The following is a 19,738-nucleotide window of genomic DNA, read 5'->3' on the forward strand; positions in this document are numbered from 1 at the left end:
AGTCATCTACTATTTACCATCTATCACCTGCCTCGCACCAGAGGCAAGCTATCAAATGATGGTTTTAAAGACGCACTGACTGCTGACGGTATCACTAAACTTTTTTAGTTTGCCCGTTCTTCATTCTTCTTATCTCGTCCTCGTTCTGGTGACTCAGGTCTATTCTCTTTACCATGCTCTGTTGAGGGTGCTCTGACATCGCGTTCTGCAGCACGCTGTTCGAGTTGCGAGTGTTGAGCCTGCGTGTTTTGTGGCGTTTGTCCGGGAGCTGGTTGAGGCATAACTCTGGGCTGTCCCGGAATTTGTCTTGGCATTTCGGGTATTGCCGTATTCGGATTAGGCCTTTGTTGTTCAGGAATGTGAACTTGCTGACCAGGTATGGCTTTGGGTTGACCGGGAATTTGTTTAGGTAATTCGGGGTGCGAATTATTATTGTCTATTCTTTGCTGATTCTGGTGCTGTCCCTGCGTATTACTGGTAGGCCTCACTGGTTCCTGATATCGATCTTTATCAGTATTTTTATCATCATTATTTGTACGAATGATTTGTTTGCTGATGGTTTCCGTTGGACGGTGTCGATAATTCTCTGACTGAATTTGTTTTTGCTGATCGATGGTGCCTGGATAGCGATTGCCAGAATATTGTTGCTGATAGCTTGGCAATGGTGCCGCTTTGGGATGGGATTGATGATTCCATTTATCCCATCCTCTGCGTTGTATAAGCCAATTATTTCCCCAATGCTCTCCCCAGCGTGGCGGTGCCTCGGGTAGCCAGCCTAGAAAATAGCGTGGTGGCTGACGGTAATAACGAACTGGTACGCGTAGCATATAGAGTGGCACGTTGTCTGGAGAGACTAACTGCCATGGGCCGTCGTACCAGCTACTGGTATACCAGTCGTTACCTTGAAGTACCCAATACAGCCCGTCATAAAAGAAGTAATTCGCATTGGCCTGCGGTGCGTAATACACGGGATACCCGGGTATCTGTACCAGATCTGGGTAAGACTGCATATTGATGCCGATAGAGATACCGGGCATGCCAAGGCCAATATTGATCTGCGCTTGTGGACTGGCGATGGCTGCAAGCAATAGCACCGTTGCCGCGATTGGATAGCGTAGTTTCATTTTTCATCTTTCATCGTGATATCAAATCAAGTGTGCGCGCAGTTCACCGTGCTTACGGTGCGGTAGCGCACGCTATAAAGACAAATACGGATTGCTTACTGAACCTGCTTATTGAACTTGTTTATGGAATCTGTTTCTTGAGTTGATTGCTAGCATGACGTCAGCACGATGCCGTTGTGACAGAGCGATGGTGATCAGTGATAATGCTGATCTCGCTACAAAAGGTTTTTTACCGGTATGTTTTTATGAACGATCCTATCCCTTTACTCGGCTTCAGTACGACGCTCCTGGAGCTAATTTCTTTTATCCTTGCAGTGCTGACTGTTGCATTAAATATCCGTCAAATCCACTGGGCATGGTTCTTTTCCATCGTCTCCTCCGCTTTGTACGGCATTGTATTTTTTGATGCCAAGCTGTATGGCGATATGAGCTTGCAACTGGTATTTGTACTGGTGTCGATCTGGGGATGGGCGCAATGGTTGCAGAAAGGCGATGCAGGCGGCAGCGTGCTGCAGGTTTCGCGATTGACAACAGCGCAACGGAGCGTATCGGTCATCGGCTGGCTAGCAGGATTTGTCGTGTTGTCGGTATTTTTAAAAAGTTATACGGACACGGATGTGGCGTACGCCGATGGTTTTTTGACGGCGGGTAGTTTGCTGGGACAACTTTTACTCTCCCGTAAAAAATGGGAAAACTGGCATGTCTGGATTATTGTTGATGTTTTATACGTCGGCCTGTATGTCTATAAAGGACTGATGCTGACGGCTATTTTGTATGCCATTTTTGTTCTGATGGCGATCATAGGCCTGCGTGCCTGGAGTAAAAGCGATGTCTGAATCAACTGTAGCCGTGCACCGTATGGCGATTCTCGGAGCAGAGTCTTCAGGTAAATCTTTGTTGGCAGAGGCGCTGGCAAGACGCTATCAAAGTGTTTGGGTGCCCGAATACCTGCGTGAGTTTGTCGATACCCATCAGCGCGTGCCGACAGAAGCAGAGCAAATCCTGATTGCGCGTACTCAGGTTGAGCGTGAGCTTGCGTTATTCGCGGAGGCAAAAGACTGGTTATTTTGCGATACGTCTCCGCTCATGACGGCGCTGTATAGTCGTCATTATTTCGGCAGGGTAGATACAGAATTGGAGGCCCTCGAAAAGCAACACCATTATGATTTTATCGTGGTCACGGCGCCTGATTTTCCATGGACACCAGATGGCTTGCAACGCGAGTCGCCTGCTGTGCGTCAGCAGATACACGAGCAATTGCTGGATTTGCTGGATGAGCGGGAAATTCCCTTTTTGATGGTCACTGGTAGCTTGCCGGACAGAGTAGAGCAGGTAGATTTTGCCCTATCTTTTTTACTGAGCTAGTCAGCTGAGATGGATGGTTTCATACAACAGCGATCAACTCAGCAAGTTTGGTCAGGTCTTTAGTAGAGAGGGACAGTAATCTTCTGATCATCAGGAGGTACATATTAATGAACGTGATGAACAAGGCTGCTGAGACAAAATATTTATCGCGATTTCGTCAGGTGTTTGATTATATTGATCAGCATCTGGATGAAGATTTGTCCATCGAAATATTGAGTGCGGTTGCTGTATTTTCTCAGTATCATTTCCACAGACAATTTTCAGAAATATTTGGCATCAGCGTACATAAATATGTGCAGCTGGTTCGTCTGAAACGCGCGACTCATACGTTGGCTTTTCGGGATCACGGGCGCATCATTGATCTGGCTCTGGCGTGCGGATATGAGGGGCCGGAGGCTTTTTCTCGTGCTTTCAAAAAGATGCTGGGGCAATCACCCTCTGCCTTTAAAGACGATCCGCTGTGGACTTCCTGGCACTCAAGCTATCAAGCAGTTCACACTATAAGGATCAAGCATATGCAACCCGAACATACTATAGAGCGCGTCCAGATTCTCGATGTAGCGCCAATCAAAATCGCGGTACTGGAACATCATGGCGCACCAGATCGTATCAGCCATTCTATACGGCAGTTTATAGACTGGCGCAGGCAGCATCGCTTACCACCTGGCGTGAGTGCGACATTCAATATTTTTTATTCAGATCCACACCAGACGCATCCCGCCGATTACCGGCTCGATCTGTGTGCCGCAGTGAAGTATGAGATTGCAGAAGATAATGAGTTTGGTATTGTGAACAAGACGATACCGGGCGGTCGCTGCGCGGTATTACGGCATATTGGTTCTGATGATAATCTGGAGCAGACGATCCGGTTTATTTATGCAGAATGGTTACCTCAGAGCGGAGAGGAGTTAAGAGATTTTCCCCTCTATGTTCAGCGAGTCAAATTTTTCCCTGATGTAGCCGAACATGAGGCGATCATTGATGTTTTCCTCCCCATTCAATAGAGCGCGTGAGCGCATTGAATGGGGGGAGGTGATACTGATTAGAAATCAAACTGAGCAGAGACTTTGACTACTCTAGGTGCACCTGGGAACAGATAGCCTCCCAATGATTGGGTGACATCGCGCCAGTAGAATTTATCAGTCACGTTATCAATGTTTATGCGCAATGTCGTGATAACACCGGCTACTCTGGTGTTGTAGCGTGCCCCTAGGTTGAATACACTATATCCGGGCACCATCACGCTATTATCCGGCTGAAATGCTTTATTTCCTGCGTAATTCCAGCTTCCGTTCACACTTAGTCCGGGTAAATCAGCGACCATATAATCGAGGTACACAACAGACTTTAGTGCGGGGACATTGGTGACACGTTGATCGTCAAGACCGCTGACGCCAGTACCGGATTGACGCGCATCGAGCGCCGTGAGGCTGACGCCGGATGATAATGCCGGTATCAGGCGAGCCTGGAGTGTTAATTCCAGTCCCTTGTGTATGGCGGTGCCATTGCTCACATAAACATTGCCGGTGTTCGTGTATTCGAGTGGTTTCTTGATGCGGAAGACTGCGGCGCTGATGCTGAAATCACGGGTCAGATCGGCTTTGATACCGACTTCGACTTGTTTAGATGTAGCCGGATTCAACATTTGGTTTTCATTGACTGTGCCAAATGGAGCGATGCCGCCATGTTCCAGACCTTCGCTGAAAGATCCGTAGATACTGATCGTGGATTGCGGTTTAAATACCAATGCCAGACTCGGTAACTCATAGCTGCGATCATAGCCGGGATTGTCAGCCTGGTGACGCTGGATAGCGACGTGACGCAGGCCTGCATGGAGCTTCCACGCATCGTTGATATCAATAATGTCTTGCGCAAATAAGGACCATTCTTTATCCGTTCTGCGCACCGATACCGGTCCGGTCACATTGCTGGATGGCGGTACGACGACGGGATGAAATACATTACTGGCACCTGCATAGTCATAGACGTAATCACCAAAGCGATCGCGTCTCTGGAAGCTTGAAAAACCCAGGGCAAGATGATGCAGTACAGCGCCGGTCGTCAATTTACCGTTCAGTATCGCTTGTGTGGCAACCGGTGATTTCGATTCATTCACGCTCTGGTAGTCGTACACATCATAGTCACCGTTTGCGCAATAGCCAGGATAGAGGTTGGCAGCAGAGCAGCCATACGGAAATGCGGTGTAATCATCACGTTTGAAATCATGACGGTTCGCAGAAAAGCTCGCACGCCAGTCGTCATTGAACTGATACTCAAAACGCAAGCCGATATTGCTGCTCCGTGTAAATACGGGTTTTGCCCAGGGCTGGTCGTTGAGCATCGTATCAGGATTAATCCCGCGCGGTAGGTCGGTGCCGTTAAATAGCTGATAGCCAGGAACTGTGAGTTGCGATTTGCGCTGGTAGTCGAGATCGAGTTGAAGCAGCGCTTTAGATGTGATGTGCCAGTCAAATGCACCTGAGATGAATTGACGATCACCATCTGCACCATTGACGTAAGAGCGGATTTTTTCTGCAGCGGCATTGATGCGGTAACCAAATTGTCCGTCGTCCGACTGACCACCCAGATCCACTGTGCCATATAAGGTACCGCGTTCACTAGCCTCGACGGTGACTGAATGTAATGGCGTCACAGTAGGGCGCTTTATGACGTAATTAATAATGCCACCTGGCGTAGCGAAGCCTGCCTGGAAACCCGCTAAACCTTTAAGAATTTCGATGCGCTCTTTATTTTCTAGCGGAATCGAGGCATCACCCGGGATCGCCAGCCCGTCTTTACGGTAGCTGCTGGTGTTATCAAGAGCAAAGCCGCGAATCGAAAATTGCTCTGCATAACCAACAGCGTTATACGCATCATTGACACTCGCATCAAACTTCATTGCATCTGTGCTGCTGCGGATACGTAAGTCTTGGATTTGCTGCTGAGAGAATACGGTAACCGCGACTGGTGTGTCCTGCAGCGGTGCATCGACAAATCCTGCAACCGTATTAGTAAGCGGTTTTTCTTTCAACTGTTTATTGGCGCTGATAACGACCTCAGGCAATACTCTGTCGTTGCTTTGCGCATAGGCTGAGGGTATGGAGATACAGGTCTGCGCGATTGCTGATGCAATTAGTGTCAGGCGCAGGGAAGGTGATGTTAATTTTTGCATAGTTTGCTCTTTTTTGCGAAGTCAGCGCAGGAGCAAACAAAGAGACGGAAGGAGACTTTGCGCTTCCCTACGCTGGCATTATCCAGATCAGGTTCAAGGGTATTTCTCACCTGCAAGGGACGATATGAGCATGTCATTGTCGTCAAGCAGGACCCCTAGCGAGGTCACCATTTTACTACGAATCCCGATAGTCGCCGGATTCAGGCACCGGCCAGCATGCTGATTCCAGTTTTTTGCGCACTTTGAGGTGTGCAATCCAGATAGCAGGCGGCTGTCAGGCGGGTTGTCGTTTGAAGGTATGACGTAATCCTTCGATGGAATACACGACCAAGGCAGTCCAGATCACAATAAAGCCAATTAATCTGTCACCGCTGAACGGTTCATGATAAAGATAGACGCCGAGCACCAATTGAATTGACGGCGCGATGTACTGCAATAAACCCAGAGTTGCCATCGGTATGCGGCGTGCACCAGCAGCAAACATCAGGAGAGGAATCGCCGTAATTGGCCCTGCGGCCAGTAATAAGGATTGAGTGCTTGTTGTACCACTGATAAAAGCGTTATGCCCTTGCAGGGTCAGGTAGCTAAGATAAGCAAATGCAAACGGAAATAGAATAAAAGTTTCCAGAGATAATCCCTCTAGCGCGCCTAGCGCAGCGGTCTTGCGCAATAAGCCATAAATACCAAAACTGATTGCCAGAGACAAACCGATAACCGGTGGATGCCCTGCCTGCACCGTCAGCCAGATGACGCCGCAGGCAGCGAGTGCAACGGCGACCCATTGACCTATACGAAGCCGCTCACGCAGCAGTACAAAGCCGAGTAAGACATTCACTAAAGGTGTCATGAAATACCCGAGGCTGGCATCGACGACTCTGTCGTTATTGATTGCCCATATGTAGATAAGCCAGTTCACGGAGAGCAGTAATGCACTTGCCGCAAATCCTGCAATCAGTTTTGGCTGGCTCAATAAATTGTTGAGCCATGACCATTGTTTGCGAATTGCCAGTACCGTGACGAGAAATACTAAAGACCATAGCATCCGGTGCAATAGGATTTCCATTGCAGGAACGCCATGTAACGATTTGAAATAAACCGGAAATAAGCCCCAGACGATATAAGCGGATGCTGCTAAGAGTATGCCTTTACGCATGAATGTACGATCAAGAGAAGAGATTGCAGTGTCGAAAACCAGAAGGCAGAGCGCTGCAGTATCCAATTCTATGGACAATTGCGATGACGCCGAAGAGTTGACATTATCGCAGCAATTCGGGGAGTGTGTCCTGATCTCAGCCAATTCAGCGGTCTACCCTTGCGTTTACTCGCTTTGTCCCAAATTGGAAGGTAGTTAAAAATCACTATGTTGGTGAATCGCTGCTGCCGGATCCTTTATGGCACTGCGCTATCAGGAGTCCTGTTATGAATGCCTTACCTTTAATCCTTTTCCTGGCGTTGCTGGCTATTGCCATATTAGCCGCAGTATATTTGCCTGCGTATTTGTTAAAGCGTGCAATACAGCAGCCATTTCCATCCCATTACGCGAAGATTTTACGTAAAAATATCCCGGTGTATTCGCGTATGCCGGCTGATATCCAATTGCAATTGAAGCGACTGATTAAGCAATTTTTATATCAGAAAAAATTTATTGCCTGTGATGGCTTGCAAATGTCGGACGAGATTAAAGTTACGATAGCGGGCAGGGCGTGCATGCTGCTGCTTAATCGCACGACGGCAGTCTATCCGGCATTAAAAACAGTACTGGTTTATCCTAGTCCGTTTGTCGTACCTCGACTCGAAACGGGTATTGGTGGTGTGGTCACCCATGCGCACCAAAGCTTATCGGGAGAGTCGTGGAGTGATGGACGCGTGATTGTGGCGTGGGATCATGTACAGCGTCGCGGAGGTGAGCAGGCCGAAGGTCACGATGTCGTACTGCATGAATTTGCACATCAGCTCGATAGCGAGACAGGGGTAACGAATGGGGCTCCTGCTCTGGGCAGCAAGGCTAAATATCAGCGATGGTCAAGAATTTTGTCTGAAGAATTTGCTGCTTTACAGCAGGTGCTTGCGTTGGGTGAGGATACGGTGATTGATCCCTATGGTGCAACTAATCCAGCCGAATTTTTTGCGGTCGTTACGGAAACATTTTTTGAAAAGCCTTGGGCCATGGCACGTCGGCATACGGCTTTATTTGAACAGTTCAGGGCGTATTATCAGGTTGATCCGCGCGACTGGAGTTAAGTGCGTGTGATGAAGTTTGTGTCGACGCATATCTCCGCTTTGCATGCTGTTCACTTAACAGGAGTGCCGGTGAGCAGAGAGTTTGCAGCAGAAATTTATTTTGCTCGGGCCGTCGCCAGATGTTTGCAGAGCATTTCGGTGCCATCCAGAATGCGCGGACCTGAGCGATTCAGCCAGTCGCCTTTGACTGTAAATAAATGCTCCTTCTTGATGGCGGTCATATTGCTAAATTGACGCCAGTCTGCAAACACATCCTGCTTGTCGCTACTACCGGTAATGATGACATCGGGATTCGCAACCAGTACAGCCTCAGCAGTGACGGTAGGACTGATTTCTTTGAGTGAGCCAAAAATATTTTGTCCTCCGCATAAGCGGATTGCTGCCGACACCATATGCTGATCATTGAGTGTCATCAGCGGCTTTCGGGCGATCTGGTAAAACACACTGACGGGTTTTTGTTTGTCCGTGAGCAGATAAGTTTGACGTAGTTTTTCCAGTCTATTTCTAAATTTTTCTGCTGCGTTTTTTCCGGTTTCTGCATTACCTGTCAGGATTGCCAGACGTTCTATCGAGCTGGCGATATCTTCATAATGATGTGGTTCGCTTTCAAATACCGGTATGGCGGTGTCACGTAGTTTATTTGCTAGCGTCTTTGCGTTGCCAGTGCCCCATATCACGATCAGGTCAGGCTTTAAGGCAATGATACGTTCCAGATCGAGTGCAAATACATTGCCGATAGGCGCAATCTTTTTTGCGGCCTCCGGATAGTCGCTGTAGTCACTGACGCCGACTATTAATGCGCCTGCACCTGCTTCAAATAGTAATTCTGTTGTGTGTGGCGCCAGACTGATGATGCGTTGAGCTGGTTTGGTCAGCGTAATTTTGCGTTGAGCATCATCCGTTACACTTACTGCGGCATGGCTGAGCTGTGCGGTCAGCAATACTGTAAATACAGCGATTTTGCAGAGGCTCCAGTTTGCTCTGGACATCAGACTTCCAGATTATCAATTAAGCGCGTGTTGCCCAGTTTAGCGGCAGCTATGACGACTAATTCGGCTTTTTGTGCAATGTCACCTGCAGATGGGGGTTGTAAGTCGGCACGTTTACGCACAGAGATGTAATCAGGTTTCCAGTGGCGATTCGCCAGTTTTGCCATTGCTTGTTTCTCTAGTTCAAAAATATCTAGGTGACCCGCACGGATTTCCTGAGCAACCTCATTTAGCGTTTGATACAAAACCGGTGCTTCGGCACGTTCTGGTTCTGATAGATAACCATTGCGTGAAGATAGTGCGAGGCCATCTTCGGCACGCCAGGTTTCGGCAGCGATGATTTCTGTCGGTAATGCAAATTGCTTCGCCATATTGCGGATGATCATCAATTGCTGATAATCTTTTTTACCGAAAACGGCAACACGCGGCTGTACACAAGAAAATAGTTTCAGAACGACCGTGGTTACACCGGTAAAAAAGCCCGGACGGAATTCGCCCTCAAGAATATTGCCCAAGTCGTCTGGCGGACGCACGCGATATTCTTGCGGCTCTGGATACAAATCTCTTTCAGTAGGCGCGAATAAAACATAGACCCCTTCTTTTTCCAGCTTTTCTACGTCAGCTTGAAATGTTCTGGGGTATTTATCAAAATCTTCGTTTGGACCAAATTGCAAACGATTTACAAAAATAGAGGCTACAACCGGATCACCATGTTTTTTCGCCAGGCGCATCAGTGACAAATGACCTTCGTGCAAATTGCCCATCGTCGGAACGAAAGCAGTACGTAATTGGCCGCGCAGCTGATCGCGTAATTCTTCAATGGAGGAGATGATTTTCATTGGATGAAGATGTGTATGAGGTGTGAGATGTCTGGATTCTTACCCGTGCTGATTAGGCGGGAGAGTACGATAGACGGACATAAATTGGCGCAAATGCTTCCGCTTGCGTGATTTCGATCAGGGTTTCTTTCGCTAATTCGAGAAGCGCAACAAAGTTGACAACCAATACCGGTGCACCTTTTGCAGGATCAAATAATTCTGAAAACTCAACAAATTTAGCTGACTGGAGTTTACGTAAAATTCCCGTCATGTGCTCGCGCACGGATAGTTCTTCACGACTGATTTTATGATGCGCAACCAGCGTCGCCCGTTTGAGTACGTCAGCCCAGGCAGCTTGCAGATCGGCGACTTCCACATGCGGCCAGTGCAGCACAGTATTTTGCTCAATAAATACTTGCGCATGCAAAAAGTCACGACCTAGCTGGGGTACCGCATTCAGATCATAAGCGGCTAGTTTCATTTGTTCGTATTCAAGCAGGCGCCTTACCAACTCTGCACGCGGATCTTCGGCCTCTTCACCTTGCTGGCTCTTGGTACTTGGCAGCAGCATGCGGGATTTGATCTCGATCAGCATTGCCGCCATCAACAGATATTCTGCTGCCAGTTCCAGATTATGTTTGCGGATTTGTTCTACGTATTCCAGATATTGCAGTGTGACTTGCGCCATCGGAATATCGAGAATGTTGAAATTTTGTTTGCGTATTAAATACAGCAATAAATCCAGCGGCCCTTCGAAGGCCTCTAAAAAAATCTCAAGCGCATCGGGCGGGATATACAGATCGTTGGGCAGCTTAAACAGTGGCTCACCATACAATTTAGCAAACGCGAGACCGTCAACGACATTGGGCGTGCTGTCATTGTTGCCTACGAGAGGTAAATCGGTTGCAGGTAATGTGGCGCTTGCTGTCACAGCATGTCGGGCTTGTTAGCCCTTGTTTTGGTAAACGTAAGCTTGTTGCTCTACGCGCGATTCTTTGCTGCGTTGCTGCGTATCTAGGTCTGTCGGTGCTTTATCCCATAGCAGGGCGCGGCCATCACGCTGGCTCTGCTCTAAAGCAGGATTTGCTTGTTTCAGGCTTTTGATGAATTGCGTAGCTTCGGATTCGTAGAGCGAAAATTGTTTGGAAAACTTCATGATGTCGCGATCAGCAGGTAAATGAACAATCAAAACCGCATTTTACCCTGTAATCAGGGCGAATTTTGCTTGTTGCGTTGGAATAAGCGGTGATTCTTACTGACGCATTAAAGATCGTCTTGATTGATCCATTTTGTTAAATGCGGAGGGTGTGCTTGCTGGAGTGCGTCCAGCAATGTCAACGGATCAGCCTCATTGTGCAGCAGAGCGAGATGTTCTTGCTTTAAAAAGCCGGCATTTACGGTGTGCTGCAAAAAATCGACTAAGCTGTCATAGAACCCATGGATATTTAGCAGGCCTAGCGGTTTTTCATGGAAGCCCAACTGTGACCAGGTGAACATTTCAAAAAGCTCTTCGAGAGTGCCGATGCCACCGGGCATGGCGACAAAGCCATCGGACAGTTCAGCCATCATCGCTTTGCGCTCATGCATATTACTGACAATATGCAATTGACTCAAACCTGTATGCCCGACTTCCTTGTCCATCAGGGCCTGCGGAATGACGCCGGTAACGTTGCCGCCCAGACGTAGCACTTCATCTGCAATGATGCCCATCAACCCGACATTGCCGCCACCATAGACCAGTGCAATGTTGCGAGCCACCATCGCTGCGGCTAATTGCTTTGCCCCTTTTGCATACTCATCCGTCATCCCGGCGGATGAGCCGCAATAAACGCATAAGGACTGGATCGATCTAGGCATTAATTTTTTTCAGATATTCTTGCGAAAGTTTTTCAAAAACATTTTTGGTTTCACCGCGCAGATAGGGGCTGATCAGTACGATTACTTGATAGCATCCGCGTGCCAGTGACTCAGACATGGTCTGCAATTCCGTATATTTGCGGGGGTTGCGTACGTATTCGTAAGATAGCCAATAGGTCGCAACTACCACCATATTCGTAGCGAGAGCATCAATTTCTATGTCACCGGCTTCAAACTCACCGTCCGCACGTAAACCGTAACAAAGTTCAGTTGCCACCTTGATTTTATGCGTCAGAATTTGTTTGAAATTTAACTCTAATTTTCGATTTCTTGATAGCAGATCATTCAGATCACGATAGAAAAAACGGTAGCGCCAGACGAGTTCAAACGTCAGGTGCAAATAGGTCCAGATATCCTGAATATTGGCTTTGCGTCCTTCGGGGAAGGCAAGTTTCTTATTAATTTCTTCTTCAAACTGGACGAAAATCGAGTTGACAATGTCGTCTTTATTGCGGAAGTGATAATACAGATTGCCCGGAGAGATATTCATCTCTTCAGCAATGACCGTCGTGGTGATATTGGGCTCGCCAAATTCATTGAATAAGCGCAGTGATAAATCCAGGATGCGTTCCCGGGTGCGACGAGGAGCTTTGTGTTGCATGCCGACTCTCTAAAATTATTTTTTAATAGAATAACATTGAACCGGCAAAGCACAAAAAAATGCGTCAGATTTCTCTATGGGAAATTAATTAGCCTGTCGGGTGTCGGTACTTAATTTGACTTCCACATGAACCAAGCGTGTTTTTGCAAGCTTGTCATGCAGAAACTGCCCATCTTTATCTAGTTTGGTTGTTAGCGCCCATAGAATCACATTGATTGTGACTGCAGCAACTGCGTACCAGGCTTTCAGCTCAAATTGATAGGCAATAGCTAAACCAGGTAAAAACCACATCCATGCCAGGCAATAGCGTACGATTGCTTTTGTCACCGGTAGCTTTGGCCGTGTATCGTCGATGACTTTGATGCTCCAGGTTTTCATGGCTAGAGTCTGGCCGCTTCTTGACCAGAAAAACACAAAATATATACCCAGAACAAAAAACAGCCAGGTTTCCCGGGCATGTCGCAGGGTCAGTGCATGTCTGCTTTGAGTCCAGACGTCAAAGATCATCCCAGCTACAAACACTACGCCAAACAGCAGCATCGCTTCATATACCATACAGATGAGGCGACGACGCAGTGCCGGGGCTGCGGTGGCAGCGGTAAAATTTTGCTGAACCACTTTTACTTAATCGCAGCTTGAGATGCAGGAGCGCTTGTTGCTGGAGCTGGCGCAGCCTGACTGATGGCTTGTGCGGCTGGCGGAACTATGGCTACTGGCTGCGGCAAGATCGTTGGTGCTGGCTTCTGAATGGCTTTGATCGGTGCCAGGGTAGGCGCTTTTCTTTGTGCTTCAGGAGGCAGATTGGTGACGCTCTTTTTCTTGTTTGCTTCGGCAGCCAATTGTTTTTTCTGCTCTTCGCTGAGTTGCTGATATTGCTGCCATTGAGCGGATTTTTGCTCTGGCTTTAATTGTGTTGTACGAGCAAAGTTCTCTCGCGCTTCCATCCGCTGTTCTGGGGATAATTTAACCCAGGCGCGCATGCGCTCTTGTACGCGAACCTGTTCATCTGGCTTCATGAGGGCATACTTATTCGCGATTTCCAGCCATTTCTTTTTGCCTGCTTCGCTCATCTTCGACCACTCAGGTGATAGCGGCGCCAGAGCTGTTTTTTGTGCTGGAGTGAGTTCTTGCCATGCGGGTTTGCTAGTCGCTACCGCTGCCGGTGCTGTCACTTTATTCGCAGTGGCGGGTGGGGTACTTGTAATGGATGCACCGCCAGCTAAGGCCAGCGGTGACAATATTGCTAATACAAAGGTAAATAGCGACAATTTTTTTGAAACAACTACAGCGGAAAAAGACACTACTACTCCTCCGCTTTGTTTAAATAGGCGCTAAAGCCGGTATCCAGATAAGCATCGGGAGGCAGCTCATCTGCCAGCACGGCAACATCGATGTCGGCGAGATCGCTGATGCGACGTTGTTGCTCATATTCATAGATGCCCATTAAACCTGCAATCAGTACCAGCATCGGTAAAGCAACACCGAGTTTGCCTAACCAGGAATTAGGACCGCCGAATGAAAATCCGTGAGCACCTGCTAAAACGCCGCCAAAAGCCAATACGGCACTTGGAGAAGATTGCTTTTTACGTGACATAGCAATTTTTCGCGCATTTGCCAGCCGGTCTAAGGTAGGTGCCGGGAGTCGTTCTGCGGATTCGTTTAATGCATGCCTTACTTTGTAGGCAAAATCCAGATCCTGGGCTTCTCTAGAGTAGTTCATAATGTTATTCCTTTTGCCTTGAGCGATGCTGCCAGTGCATGTGTTGCACGCGAACAGTGCGTTTTTACACTGCCTTCCGAGCAGCCCATTGCGGCTGCCGTTTCTGCTACATCCATATCTTCCCAATAACGCATGAGGAAGGCTTCTCGTTGACGTGCTGGAAGTTTTTGTATTTCACCATCGATTAAGTTGAGAACTTGCTCACGCTCTATTTTATCAGCACTGGACTCAGATGCCTCTGTTCCTTCTTCGGATGCGTAGCTTTCTAGCAAGTCAAAATTATCATCATCCTGATTATTATTTGGTGTAATGCTCGAAAACAGGCTGACCCAGGTGTTTCGTACTTTTTCCCTGCGGAAAAAATCGAGGATAGTATTTTGCAGAATACGCTGGAATAAAAGGGGAAGTTCGGCAGCAGGTTTGTCGCCGTATTTTTCGGCAAGCTTGATCATCGACTCTTGTACGATGTCTAGTGCAGATTCTTCGTTACGCACTGTATACACTGCGTGTTTGTAAGCGCGACGTTCTACGCCTTCAAGAAAACTCGATAATTCTTTGTCTGTGGCCATTTCTTGGCAGTAATGATAGGTAACTTTGATAAGGTGGTGCTATGACAAAGGAAATTCCTGTGGCAATCTGTTCTTAATTTGGGAAAATGCCGTGAAGTAGTGCGGTTTTTCTCTTTAAAAGTGCGCCCATGCTAGCAAAAAACCTTTTCCATGTCCTGCTATTTTGTAGGAAACCTCTGATTTGCAAGCATTTTATGCTCAAAAACATGGAATTTGTCTTGACCAAAATGGTGCGACGCAGTACCGTATCAGTCCGCCTCACGATCTCGAGGCAATCAATACCTGTTCGAACCGGCTCACAATGCCGTCCTCAACAGGTGCTCTAATGAAGCTGTTTGTTCTGACCCATGCCACAAGCGTGAGAAGTTGTCGTAGTAAAGCCTAAACACTGACTGAACGAGTGCCATAAGCCTCATCTGGAAATATATCCAACGGATGTACCAAGGATGGTGTGACCGCACAAAAAGGAATGCCAGCTTAAAGCCTAGCCTCGCAAGTTCGACAGGAAAGAACATCCGATCAATCTCCTATGGACCTTGAAAGGAAACGAAAATGAGTTCAGAAACAAATGCAGAAATAACCGGTGCAGAGATATTAGTTAAATGTCTGGCCGAAGAGGGTGTTGAGCATGTGTTCGGATATCCGGGCGGTGCTGTACTCTATATCTACGATGCAATTTTTAATCAGGACAAGTTTCAACATATTCTTGTTCGTCATGAGCAGGCGGCGATTCACGCAGCTGATGCTTATTCCCGATCCTCGCAAAAAGTCGGTGTTGCGCTTGTGACATCTGGCCCTGGCGTTACCAATGCGGTAACTGGCCTGGCGACGGCTTACATGGATTCGATCCCTATGGTGATCATTTCCGGCCAAGTCCCAAGTCACGCAATTGGTCAGGATGCTTTCCAAGAATGCGATACCGTTGGTATTACACGTCCTTGCGTCAAGCACAATTTTTTGGTGAAAGATGTCAGAGATTTAGCGACGACCATTAAAAAGGCGTTTTTTATCGCTACAACGGGTCGTCCTGGTCCAGTGTTGGTCGATATCCCTAAAGATATCAGCATGCATAAGACCACCTACTTCTATCCAAAAGAAGTTGAAATGCGCTCCTACAAGCCTGTAGACAAAGGCCACTCTGGCCAGATCCGCAAGGCGGTACAGCTATTGCTGCAAGCAGAGCGGCCGATGATTTATACCGGCGGTGGCGTAATTCTGGCCAACGCTGCGCCAGAACTAAACAAACTGGTGAATCATCTCGGCTTCCCTTGCACTAACACGCTGATGGGCTTGGGTGCTTTCCCTGCTTCGGATGAAAAATTTGTCGGTATGCCGGGTATGCACGGCACTTACGAAGCCAATATGGCGATGCAGCACTGCGACGTGCTGATTGCGATCGGCGCACGCTTTGATGATCGTGTGATTGGTAACCCAAAGCATTTTGCGTCAAATCCACGCAAGATCATCCATATTGATATCGACCCCTCGTCGATTTCTAAACGCGTCAAAGTTGATATTCCCATCGTCGGTAATGTCAAAGACGTATTGCAAGAGTTCCTGTCGCAACTCAGCACGGTCGAAACCAAGTCAAACCCCAAAGCGCTGGCCGACTGGTGGAAGCAGATTAATGAGTGGCGTAAGCGCGAATGCCTGAAGTTCCCGACCTCAACTGAGCTCATCAAGCCGCAGTCAGTTGTGCAAAAAGTTTGGGAAATCACCAAAGGAGACGCTTTCATTACGTCCGATGTTGGTCAGCATCAAATGTGGGCTGCACAGTATTACGGATTTGATAAACCGCGTCGCTGGATCAATTCTGGTGGTCTGGGCACTATGGGTGTTGGTTTGCCTTATGCAATGGGTGTGCAAATGGCGAACCCCGATGCGACTGTTGCCTGTATTACCGGTGAGGCGTCGATACAAATGTGTATCCAGGAGCTCGCAACTTGTAAGCAATATCATTTGACACCAAAAATTATTTTGCTGAATAACCGCTTCCTTGGCATGGTCAGGCAGTGGCAGCAAATTGATTATGGTTCACGTTACTCCGAGTCTTACATGGATTCCTTGCCTGACTTTACCAAACTGGTTGAGTCGTATGGTCATGTCGGTATGAAGATAGAAAATCCGGCAGATATCGATGGCGCATTGAAAGACGCATTCGCCATGAAAGATCGCTTGGTATTTATGAACTTCATTACGGATCAGACCGAAAACGTCTGGCCTATGGTCAAGGCGGGCGCTGGCCTGACTGAAATGTTGCTCGGTTCGGAGGATCTCTAACATGAGACATATCATTTCTGTTTTGCTGGAAAATGAAGCCGGTGCCCTGTCGCGCGTAGTGGGTTTGTTTTCAGCCCGTGGCTACAACATTGAAACCTTGACGGTAGCGCCGACGGAAGATGCGACCCTGTCGCGTATGACGATCGTCACTACTGGTTCCGATGACATCATCGAACAAATTACCAAGCATCTGAATCGCCTCATCGAAGTCGTTAAGGTCGTTGATCTGACCGAGGGGGCGCACATCGAACGCGAACTGATGCTGATCAAAGTCAGGGCAGTGGGTAAAGAACGTGAAGAGATGAAGCGCACAGCAGATATTTTCCGTGGACGCATCATTGATGTCACTGAAAAAACTTACACCATCGAACTGACCGGCAATAAAGGCAAGCTGGATGCTTTTATCGACTCCATCGACCGTACGGCAATCTTGGAAACGGTACGTACCGGTGGTTCAGGTATCGGTCGTGGTGAACGAATTTTAAAAGTCTAAAGCATCAAAAAATAAAGTAACACGCAATATCCACGGGCTTTTCCGGGCGAAAACGTGCCACAAGGCGCATGAATAGTGCGGATGCTGTTTCAAATAACTGAATTAAATTAAATAATTAAGGATACAAAATGAAAGTTTTCTACGATAAAGATTGCGATCTGTCCCTTATCAAAGGCAAAAACGTAGCCATCATCGGCTACGGCTCACAAGGCCACGCGCATGCGCAAAATTTGAATGACTCCGGCTGTAAAGTGACCGTCGCTTTGCGTAAGGGCGGCGCTTCATGGGATAAGGCAAAAAATGCTGGTCTGAACGTGGCTGAAGTGAATGACGCAGTCAAAGTCGCTGACGTCATCATGATCTTGCTGCCAGATGAAAACATTGCTCAGGTTTACGCTGAAAATGTAGCGCCGCATGCCAAGCAAGGTGCTGTACTGGCATTCGCGCATGGCTTCAACGTTCACTACGGTCAAGTCGTACCACGCGCTGATCTGGACGTCATCATGATCGCTCCGAAAGCGCCGGGTCACACAGTACGCGGTACATATTCTCAAGGTGGTGGCGTTCCTCACCTGATCGCTGTGTATCAAGATAAATCCGGCTCTGCCCGTGACATCGCTTTGTCATACGCAATGGCAAACGGTGGCGGCCGTGCTGGCATCATTGAAACTAACTTCCGCGAAGAAACTGAAACGGATCTGTTCGGCGAGCAAGCAGTATTGTGCGGCGGTGCAGTTGAACTGATCAAAGCAGGTTTCGAGACCTTGGTCGAAGCTGGTTATGCGCCAGAAATGGCCTACTTTGAATGTCTGCACGAATTAAAATTGATCGTCGATCTGATCTATGAAGGCGGTATCGCCAACATGAATTATTCGATCTCCAACAATGCAGAATATGGCGAATATGTGACTGGTCCTAAGGTTGTAACATCCGCAACCAAAGATGCAATGCGCCAATGCCTGAAAGATATCCAAACAGGCGAATACGCAAAGAGCTTCATCCTGGAAAACAAAGCGGGCGCACCTACTTTAATTTCTCGCCGTCGTTTGACAGCAGAGCATCAGATCGAAGAAGTCGGCGCGAAATTGCGTGCCATGATGCCTTGGATTGCTAAAAACAAACTGGTTGATCAATCCAAGAACTGATCTTTCGGATTGACGGGCACCATACTGCGTGCGCTGGTAAGTATACGTAGCTCGAAAACAAAAAATCGCCCGCAGGGGCGATTTTTTTATTTCTTCAAATTTATCTCAATCGAGAAAATTTACTTGGACGATTTATTTTGGAGCGTGTTGACATCCCGGATGTTACTTAGCAGGCTCGTGTTAGCGTGCAATTTAAAAATCGTCCGGCAATTCGGTTTGGGTGACTTTCTATAGCCTGACGCCGTTGAATTTCTAGCCAATAGCGGGATTCTCTACGTAATAGCTGACCTGAAAGTGGAGTAAGTCCAGAGGAAGGCTGGATTTTGGCAGCATGAAATGGATTTAATTGAGGTCTAATCGCGGTTATACTTTCAGCTTACTTTTATTTTATCGATTAACGCATGTCCTCTTTTAAACGACGTAAGCCCAAGGGTAGTTTTAAGCTTTTTCCACGTGGCGCACGCAAAAATCAACAAACAGAGTCGGGCGGGGCAGAGCAGTCCTATCCTGTTAAAAGAAGGCGTGGCATCTATCTGCTGCCCAATGCTTTTACGACGGCGGCTTTATTCTGCGGTTTTTATGCCATTGTGATGGCGATGAATTTACGCTTTGATCAATCTGCATTCGCTATTTTTGCCGCTATGGTGCTGGATAGTCTTGACGGTCGCGTAGCGAGGATGACGAACACACAAAGTGAATTCGGTGCCCAGTACGACAGTTTGTCCGACATGATTTCTTTCGGCGCAGCCCCTGCGCTGGTGGCGTATGAATGGTCACTCAGGGGGATGGGTAAACTTGGCTGGCTCGCCGCTTTTGTTTATTGTGCCGGTGCTGCTTTGCGTCTGGCTCGCTTTAACACCAATATAGCCGTTGTGGACAAGCGCTATTTTCAGGGTTTGCCAAGCCCTGCTGCCGCAGCATTGGTAGCGGGATTTGTATTGCTGATGACGGACTTGAATTTCAAAGGAAGTGATTTGAGCTGGAGTGCCTGGTGCATTACTTTGTTTGCCGGATTGACGATGGTGACGAATGTACCTTTTTACAGTTTTAAGGATGTCAATTTACGCCGCTCAGTGCCATTCATTGCGCCATTTCTGATCGTTCTGGCGTATGTTGCTGTTGTCAGTGACCCGCCTAAAGTGTTGTTTGGTTTGTTTGTTCTGTATGGATTGTCTGGTTATGTGGTCTTATTATGGCGCTGGCGTAAAGGGCGTCCTGTGAGTTTGGTGCAGACCACCGTTGAGACTCACGAGGAAAAATAAATCAGGATGTAAATAGGGAAGAAATACGGTGGAAATAGGGAA

Annotated in this window: 21 protein-coding genes and 1 riboswitch; of the genes, 8 read left to right on the top strand and 13 right to left on the bottom strand. The window is 47.8% G+C overall.

Annotated features, from left to right (window positions below; genetic code table 11):
• Positions 1–104 precede the first annotated feature (104 nt).
• A complete protein-coding gene (locus tag ACO0K3_RS08070; protein WP_422983521.1) occupies positions 105–1,124 on the bottom strand; it encodes a hypothetical protein in 1,020 nt (339 codons plus the stop codon).
• A gap of 245 nt (positions 1,125–1,369) precedes the next feature.
• On the opposite strand from ACO0K3_RS08070, the gene pnuC reads away from it, so the two are divergent.
• The 3 genes from pnuC to ACO0K3_RS08085 all read left to right on the top strand — a co-directional run bounded on the left by pnuC (position 1,370) and on the right by ACO0K3_RS08085 (position 3,493).
• Entirely contained in the window at positions 1,370–1,960 is a 591-nt protein-coding gene (gene pnuC, locus ACO0K3_RS08075) for a nicotinamide riboside transporter PnuC (protein WP_422983523.1), read from the top strand.
• The gene (locus ACO0K3_RS08080) at positions 1,953–2,489 is read left to right on the top strand and encodes an AAA family ATPase (protein ID WP_422983525.1); all 537 of its coding nucleotides are present in this window, start codon (positions 1,953–1,955) and stop codon (positions 2,487–2,489) included. The genes pnuC and ACO0K3_RS08080 overlap by 8 nt, the downstream gene beginning before the upstream one ends.
• A gap of 107 nt (positions 2,490–2,596) precedes the next feature.
• A complete protein-coding gene (locus ACO0K3_RS08085) occupies positions 2,597–3,493 on the top strand; it encodes an AraC family transcriptional regulator (RefSeq protein ID WP_422983527.1) in 897 nt (298 codons plus the stop codon).
• Between the two features lie 38 nt (positions 3,494–3,531).
• Here the strand turns inward: ACO0K3_RS08085 and ACO0K3_RS08090 are convergent, their stop codons facing one another.
• Together ACO0K3_RS08090 and rarD are read right to left on the bottom strand one after the other, a co-directional pair.
• Complete coding sequence (locus ACO0K3_RS08090; RefSeq protein ID WP_422983529.1) at positions 3,532–5,661, bottom strand: TonB-dependent siderophore receptor; 2,130 nt, start codon at positions 5,659–5,661, stop codon at positions 3,532–3,534.
• A gap of 47 nt (positions 5,662–5,708) precedes the next feature.
• Positions 5,709–5,828: riboswitch (TPP riboswitch) on the bottom strand.
• Positions 5,829–5,935: 107 nt separating this feature from the next.
• The gene (gene rarD / locus ACO0K3_RS08095) at positions 5,936–6,814 is read right to left on the bottom strand and encodes an EamA family transporter RarD (RefSeq protein ID WP_422983531.1); all 879 of its coding nucleotides are present in this window, start codon (positions 6,812–6,814) and stop codon (positions 5,936–5,938) included.
• Between the two features lie 266 nt (positions 6,815–7,080).
• On the opposite strand from rarD, the gene ACO0K3_RS08100 reads away from it, so the two are divergent.
• Positions 7,081–7,902, top strand: coding sequence for a zinc-dependent peptidase (locus tag ACO0K3_RS08100; RefSeq protein WP_422983533.1), 822 nt, complete (start codon positions 7,081–7,083; stop codon positions 7,900–7,902).
• Positions 7,903–7,997: 95 nt separating this feature from the next.
• On the opposite strand, the gene ACO0K3_RS08105 is transcribed toward ACO0K3_RS08100, so the two are convergent.
• The 10 genes from ACO0K3_RS08105 to ACO0K3_RS08150 all read right to left on the bottom strand — a co-directional run bounded on the left by ACO0K3_RS08105 (position 7,998) and on the right by ACO0K3_RS08150 (position 14,516).
• A complete protein-coding gene (locus ACO0K3_RS08105; protein WP_422983535.1) occupies positions 7,998–8,891 on the bottom strand; it encodes a cobalamin-binding protein in 894 nt (297 codons plus the stop codon).
• Positions 8,891–9,730, bottom strand: a complete 840-nt coding sequence (gene panC / locus ACO0K3_RS08110; RefSeq protein WP_422983537.1) for a pantoate--beta-alanine ligase — start codon at positions 9,728–9,730, stop codon at positions 8,891–8,893. The genes ACO0K3_RS08105 and panC overlap by 1 nt, the downstream gene beginning before the upstream one ends.
• Before the next feature lie 52 nt (positions 9,731–9,782).
• Positions 9,783–10,640, bottom strand: a complete 858-nt coding sequence (locus ACO0K3_RS08115; protein WP_422960347.1) for a segregation and condensation protein A — start codon at positions 10,638–10,640, stop codon at positions 9,783–9,785.
• Between the two features lie 15 nt (positions 10,641–10,655).
• Positions 10,656–10,865: a DUF3460 family protein gene (locus ACO0K3_RS08120; protein ID WP_422960348.1), complete on the bottom strand. Its 210-nt coding sequence runs from the start codon at positions 10,863–10,865 to the stop codon at positions 10,656–10,658.
• A gap of 107 nt (positions 10,866–10,972) precedes the next feature.
• On the bottom strand, positions 10,973–11,554 hold the full coding sequence (locus tag ACO0K3_RS08125) for a TIGR00730 family Rossman fold protein (protein WP_422984039.1): 582 nt from the start codon (positions 11,552–11,554) through the stop codon (positions 10,973–10,975).
• Between the two features lie 4 nt (positions 11,555–11,558).
• Positions 11,559–12,227, bottom strand: coding sequence for a TetR/AcrR family transcriptional regulator (locus ACO0K3_RS08130; protein WP_262835865.1), 669 nt, complete (start codon positions 12,225–12,227; stop codon positions 11,559–11,561).
• Between the two features lie 84 nt (positions 12,228–12,311).
• The gene (locus tag ACO0K3_RS08135) at positions 12,312–12,845 is read right to left on the bottom strand and encodes an RDD family protein (RefSeq protein WP_422983539.1); all 534 of its coding nucleotides are present in this window, start codon (positions 12,843–12,845) and stop codon (positions 12,312–12,314) included.
• Positions 12,846–12,847: 2 nt separating this feature from the next.
• The gene (locus ACO0K3_RS08140) at positions 12,848–13,528 is read right to left on the bottom strand and encodes a DUF3106 domain-containing protein (protein ID WP_422983541.1); all 681 of its coding nucleotides are present in this window, start codon (positions 13,526–13,528) and stop codon (positions 12,848–12,850) included.
• A 2-nt stretch (positions 13,529–13,530) separates the two neighbouring features.
• Positions 13,531–13,947: a DUF3619 family protein gene (locus ACO0K3_RS08145; protein ID WP_422983543.1), complete on the bottom strand. Its 417-nt coding sequence runs from the start codon at positions 13,945–13,947 to the stop codon at positions 13,531–13,533.
• Positions 13,944–14,516 carry an RNA polymerase sigma factor gene (locus ACO0K3_RS08150; RefSeq protein WP_422956071.1) on the bottom strand — a complete coding sequence of 191 codons (573 nt, stop codon included), beginning with the start codon at positions 14,514–14,516 and terminating at the stop codon, positions 13,944–13,946. Before ACO0K3_RS08150 ends, ACO0K3_RS08145 begins: the two co-directional genes overlap by 4 nt.
• A 552-nt stretch (positions 14,517–15,068) precedes the next feature.
• On the opposite strand from ACO0K3_RS08150, the gene ACO0K3_RS08155 reads away from it, so the two are divergent.
• The 4 genes from ACO0K3_RS08155 (at position 15,069) to pssA (ending at position 19,696) form a co-directional block, all read left to right on the top strand.
• The gene (locus ACO0K3_RS08155; protein WP_422956070.1) at positions 15,069–16,796 is read left to right on the top strand and encodes an acetolactate synthase 3 catalytic subunit; all 1,728 of its coding nucleotides are present in this window, start codon (positions 15,069–15,071) and stop codon (positions 16,794–16,796) included.
• Between the two features lies 1 nt (position 16,797).
• Entirely contained in the window at positions 16,798–17,289 is a 492-nt protein-coding gene (ilvN, locus tag ACO0K3_RS08160; protein ID WP_422956069.1) for an acetolactate synthase small subunit, read from the top strand.
• 128 nt (positions 17,290–17,417) lie between these two features.
• Complete coding sequence (gene ilvC / locus ACO0K3_RS08165) at positions 17,418–18,434, top strand: ketol-acid reductoisomerase (protein WP_422983545.1); 1,017 nt, start codon at positions 17,418–17,420, stop codon at positions 18,432–18,434.
• A gap of 401 nt (positions 18,435–18,835) precedes the next feature.
• Entirely contained in the window at positions 18,836–19,696 is an 861-nt protein-coding gene (gene pssA, locus ACO0K3_RS08170; protein WP_422983547.1) for a CDP-diacylglycerol--serine O-phosphatidyltransferase, read from the top strand.
• The last annotated feature ends 42 nt before the right edge of the window (positions 19,697–19,738 follow it).

This window comes from Undibacterium sp. Rencai35W, assembly GCF_049340185.1.
GTDB lineage: Bacteria > Pseudomonadota > Gammaproteobacteria > Burkholderiales > Burkholderiaceae_D > Undibacterium.

Bases quoted from the DNA above. Each gene is read 5' to 3' on its own strand.
- ACO0K3_RS08145 (WP_422983543.1), bottom strand. From the start codon at position 13,947: ATGAACTACTCTAGAGAAGCCCAGGATCTGGATTTTGCCTACAAAGTA.
- ACO0K3_RS08120 (WP_422960348.1), bottom strand. From the start codon at position 10,865: ATGAAGTTTTCCAAACAATTTTCGCTCTACGAATCCGAAGCTACGCAA.
- ACO0K3_RS08150 (WP_422956071.1), bottom strand. From the start codon at position 14,516: ATGGCCACAGACAAAGAATTATCGAGTTTTCTTGAAGGCGTAGAACGT.
- ACO0K3_RS08090 (WP_422983529.1), bottom strand. From the start codon at position 5,661: ATGCAAAAATTAACATCACCTTCCCTGCGCCTGACACTAATTGCATCA.
- ilvN (WP_422956069.1), top strand. From the start codon at position 16,798: ATGAGACATATCATTTCTGTTTTGCTGGAAAATGAAGCCGGTGCCCTG.
- ACO0K3_RS08085 (WP_422983527.1), top strand. From the start codon at position 2,597: ATGAACGTGATGAACAAGGCTGCTGAGACAAAATATTTATCGCGATTT.
- panC (WP_422983537.1), bottom strand. From the start codon at position 9,730: ATGAAAATCATCTCCTCCATTGAAGAATTACGCGATCAGCTGCGCGGC.
- pssA (WP_422983547.1), top strand. From the start codon at position 18,836: ATGTCCTCTTTTAAACGACGTAAGCCCAAGGGTAGTTTTAAGCTTTTT.
- ACO0K3_RS08080 (WP_422983525.1), top strand. From the start codon at position 1,953: ATGTCTGAATCAACTGTAGCCGTGCACCGTATGGCGATTCTCGGAGCA.
- ACO0K3_RS08130 (WP_262835865.1), bottom strand. From the start codon at position 12,227: ATGCAACACAAAGCTCCTCGTCGCACCCGGGAACGCATCCTGGATTTA.
- ACO0K3_RS08100 (WP_422983533.1), top strand. From the start codon at position 7,081: ATGAATGCCTTACCTTTAATCCTTTTCCTGGCGTTGCTGGCTATTGCC.
- ACO0K3_RS08155 (WP_422956070.1), top strand. From the start codon at position 15,069: ATGAGTTCAGAAACAAATGCAGAAATAACCGGTGCAGAGATATTAGTT.
- ilvC (WP_422983545.1), top strand. From the start codon at position 17,418: ATGAAAGTTTTCTACGATAAAGATTGCGATCTGTCCCTTATCAAAGGC.
- ACO0K3_RS08105 (WP_422983535.1), bottom strand. From the start codon at position 8,891: ATGTCCAGAGCAAACTGGAGCCTCTGCAAAATCGCTGTATTTACAGTA.
- rarD (WP_422983531.1), bottom strand. From the start codon at position 6,814: ATGCGTAAAGGCATACTCTTAGCAGCATCCGCTTATATCGTCTGGGGC.
- pnuC (WP_422983523.1), top strand. From the start codon at position 1,370: ATGAACGATCCTATCCCTTTACTCGGCTTCAGTACGACGCTCCTGGAG.
- ACO0K3_RS08070 (WP_422983521.1), bottom strand. From the start codon at position 1,124: ATGAAACTACGCTATCCAATCGCGGCAACGGTGCTATTGCTTGCAGCC.